Origin of the sequence: Streptomyces sp. UNOB3_S3 (assembly GCF_020740895.1) — a bacterium.
In the GTDB taxonomy this organism is placed as follows: domain Bacteria; phylum Actinomycetota; class Actinomycetes; order Streptomycetales; family Streptomycetaceae; genus Streptomyces.
Window position 1 is genome coordinate 1 of the sequence record NZ_JAILXP010000556.1, and the last position, 3253, is coordinate 3253.

Annotated in this window: 3 protein-coding genes; all 3 read right to left on the reverse strand. The window is 75.3% G+C overall.

The annotated features are described in order from the left end of the window. Positions 1-125 precede the first annotated feature (125 nt). A complete protein-coding gene (locus K6I33_RS33500) occupies positions 126-1034 on the reverse strand; it encodes a DNA-3-methyladenine glycosylase (RefSeq protein WP_229358523.1) in 909 nt (302 codons plus the stop codon). A gap of 33 nt (positions 1035-1067) precedes the next feature. Further along, positions 1068-2150 (reverse strand): sugar phosphate nucleotidyltransferase, encoded by a 1083-nt coding sequence (locus K6I33_RS33505; protein ID WP_229358525.1) that lies wholly within the window; start codon positions 2148-2150, stop codon positions 1068-1070. A gap of 83 nt (positions 2151-2233) precedes the next feature. Then, positions 2234-3253 (reverse strand): peptidoglycan recognition protein (locus K6I33_RS33510; RefSeq protein WP_229358527.1); only part of this gene is annotated, 1020 nt, incomplete at its 5' end.

Consider the following 3253-nt stretch of genomic DNA (forward strand, 5'->3'; position numbering starts at 1 on the left):
CCGGGCCGCACCCGAACCGGGGTTGCCCACGGGGGGTGCGGGCCGCCGTCCGGGTTGCACCCACCCTCCCCCAGCTACCGCTGGGAGGTGCCCCCAGCCCTGCGGGACGCCTGCCCGCAAACCGGCTACATGCGGGAAAAGTCCGGCACGGTGAAGCGCGGACCCCGCCGCTCCGGGGTCACCCCCGACAGGAGGATCAGCCGGCACGCCCGGTGCCGCTGCCCCGCGTACGGCGCCAAAAGGTCGAGCATCGCCGCGTCGTCCGCCCCGCGGAACCCCGTGAGGGCGTAGCCCACGATCCGCGGCAGGTGGAGGTCGCCGACGGTCACCGCGTCCGCGGACCCGTTGCTGCGCTGGAGCGTCTCCGCCGCCGTCCAGGGGCCGATGCCGGGGACGGCCTGGAGGCGGGCCGTCGCGCGGGCGTCGTCCATGGCAGCCGCCTCCTCCAAGCGGGCAGCCACCCGTGCCGCGCGGACGATCGTCGCCGAGCGCTTGGCGTCCACGCCCGCCCGGTGCCACTCCCAGGACGGGATGCGGGCCCAGCCCGCCGGATCCGGCATCACCCGCATCCCGGCGGGCGCCGGGCCGGGTGCCACCTCGCCGTGCCGGGTCAGCAGCAGCCGCCAGGCCCGGTACGCCTCGTCGCCGGTGACCTTCTGCTCCAGGACCGAGGGGATCAGCGACTCCAGGACCAGCCCGGTGCGGGCGAGCCGGAGGCCGGGGTGGCGGCGGTGGGACTCGTGCAGCAGCCGGTGGCGGGGGACGAACGCGGCCGGGTCGTCCTCGGCGCCCAGGAGGGCGGGGAGGCGGTCCAGGAGCCGCTCCGCCCCCGGACCCCAGGCCTCGGCGCGGACCTGGCCGTCGTACGTCAGCCGCAGCGTGCCGGGCCCCTCCGGGGTGCGGCTCGCCCGCCAGACCGTACCGTCCGCGTCCACGCGGTAGGCCGGGTCGCCCGGGCCGCGCGCCAGGACACCCAGGGTGCGGCGCAGGTCGAACGGGCCGCCGGTGGGCGGGGCCCACGTGCGGATGGCCATTCGGCCAGGGTACGTCGCCGGTCGCCGCCGCCGTTACTGGTCCGACGAGAAGCGGATCGCCCCCTGGGGGATCCTCGCCTCGCACCAGATCCGGGCCCCGGCGCGCAGTTCGTTGTCCGGCCCGACCTCGGCGCGGTCGCCGATGACGGCGCCGTCCAGGACCGTACGCGCCCCGATGCGCGCCCCGGCGCCGACGAGGGAGTCGCGGACGACGGCGCCCGCCTCGATCACCGCGCCGTCCAGGACCGTGCTGCCGTCGACCATCGCGCCCGGCTCGACGCGCGCGCCCGCGCCGACGACCGTGCCGCCGGTGAGCTTGGCGTCCGGGGCCACCTCGGCGCCGTCGAGGACGAGGCGGTCGCCGCAGCGGCCGGGGACCGCCGGGGACGGGGCGCGGCCCATGACCAGGTCGGCCGAGCCGCGGACGAAGGCCTGCGGGGTGCCGAGGTCGAGCCAGTACGTGGAGTCGACCATGCCCTGGAGGTGGGCGCCGGCGGCCAGCAGTCCGGGGAAGGTCTCGCGCTCCACGGAGACCGGGCGGCCCGTGGGGATCTCGTCGATGACCGAGCGGTTGAAGACGTAGGCGCCCGCGTTGATCTGGTCGGTGACGATCTCCTCGGGCGTCTGGGGCTTCTCCAGGAAGGCCTGGACGCGGCCTGTGGCGTCCGTGGGGACCAGGCCGAAGGCCCGGGGGTCCGCGACGCGGGTGAGGTGGAGGGAGACGTCCGCGCCGGTCGTGCGGTGGGTGTCCACCAGGGCCTCGATGTCCAGGCCGGTGAGGATGTCGCCGTTGAAGATCAGGACCGGCTCGTCGGGGGCCGAGCGCAGCCGGTGGGCGACGTTGCGGATGGCGCCGCCCGTGCCCAGGGGCTCGACCTCGGTGACGTACTCCAGGTGCAGTCCCAGCGCGGAGCCGTCGCCGAAGTACGGCTCGAAGACCTCGGCCAGGTAGGAGGTGGCGAGCACGATGTGGTCGACGCCCGCCGCCCGGGCCCGGGCCAGCTGGTGGGTGAGGAAGGGCACGCCCGCCGCCGGGACCATGGGCTTGGGCGTGTGCATCGTCAGCGGGCGCAGCCGGGTGCCCTTGCCACCGACCAGGAGGATCGCTTCTGTCACCTTGTCGTCTCTGCTTTCCTGCCGGGGCCGGGCCGTGATCGGCGGCCAGTGTACGCAGAACGTGCGGTTCCGGCCGCGCCCGGTCAGCGTCCCTGGAGGCGGGAGGCCGTGGAGCGGGCCGTGCCGAGCCGGTTGTAGAGCTGGTCGCCGGGGCATTCGGTGGCGTAGCCGTCGCGGTGTCCGGAGATGGCCCTGAGCCTGACGGTGCTGCCCTTCTTGAAGAGGTTGCCGCCGCCCGAGACCAGGCTCGCGGTGCCGGCGGGGTTGACGCCGTAGAGGCCGAGCTTCCACGCGGTGAGGGTCGCCACGGCGGTGAGCGCGGCGCTGGACGGATCGCTCCTTCCGAAGGTCCCGAGCACGGCGATGCCCATGCTGTTGGTATTGAAACCGAGAGTATGGGCGCCTCTGACGGGTTTCGCCACACCGCCTGCCCGGCCCTCGTAGACCGTGCCGCACTTGTCGACGAGGAAGTTGTAGCCGATGTCCCGCCAGCCGCTGCTCACCACGTGGTAGCGGTAGATCCCCCGGATGACGGAGGGGGACTGCCCGCAGCCGTAGCCGTTGCCGGAGGCGGTGTGGTGGACGAAGGCGGCGTGGACGGTCTTGTTGTAGACGAAGCCCTTCTCGCGGATCGATTCGTCGGCGCCCCAGCCGGCCCGGGTGACGATGCGCGGGCGCGGTCCGACGTAGCGGCCGGCGTCGACGTCGGGGTCGTCGGGGTCCGTCACATCGGCGGACCCCTCGCCGTCGCCGTTGTCGGCGCCGCTGTCGGGGGCGCCCTGCTGCGGCTTCTCCGTGGGCTCGGCCTCCGGGTCGGCGGCGCCGTGGCCGTCGGAGATCGGGTGCCCCTCGGCCACGTTCGTGCCGTCGACATGGGTGGCCTCGACGTCCTTCGCCGACTCGGGCCTGCCGACGGCGGGGATCTCGGTGGCGCCCAGCGGGGCCAGCGGGAAGTTGGCGGCCGAGCTGGCGGCCTCCTCGTCGGAGGGGCCCGGCGCGGGGGGCGGCGCGCCGCGGCCCCGGGCGTGACCCCGGGCACGGGCGGGCCCGGGGTCACGGCCGGGGTCGACGAGCTCGACGCGCATCCCGGAGGGCAGGGCGGT

Coding starts and splice junctions, on each gene's coding strand:
- K6I33_RS33500 (WP_229358523.1), bottom strand. CDS start 1,034: ATGGCCATCCGCACGTGGGCCCCGCCCACCGGCGGCCCGTTCGACCTG.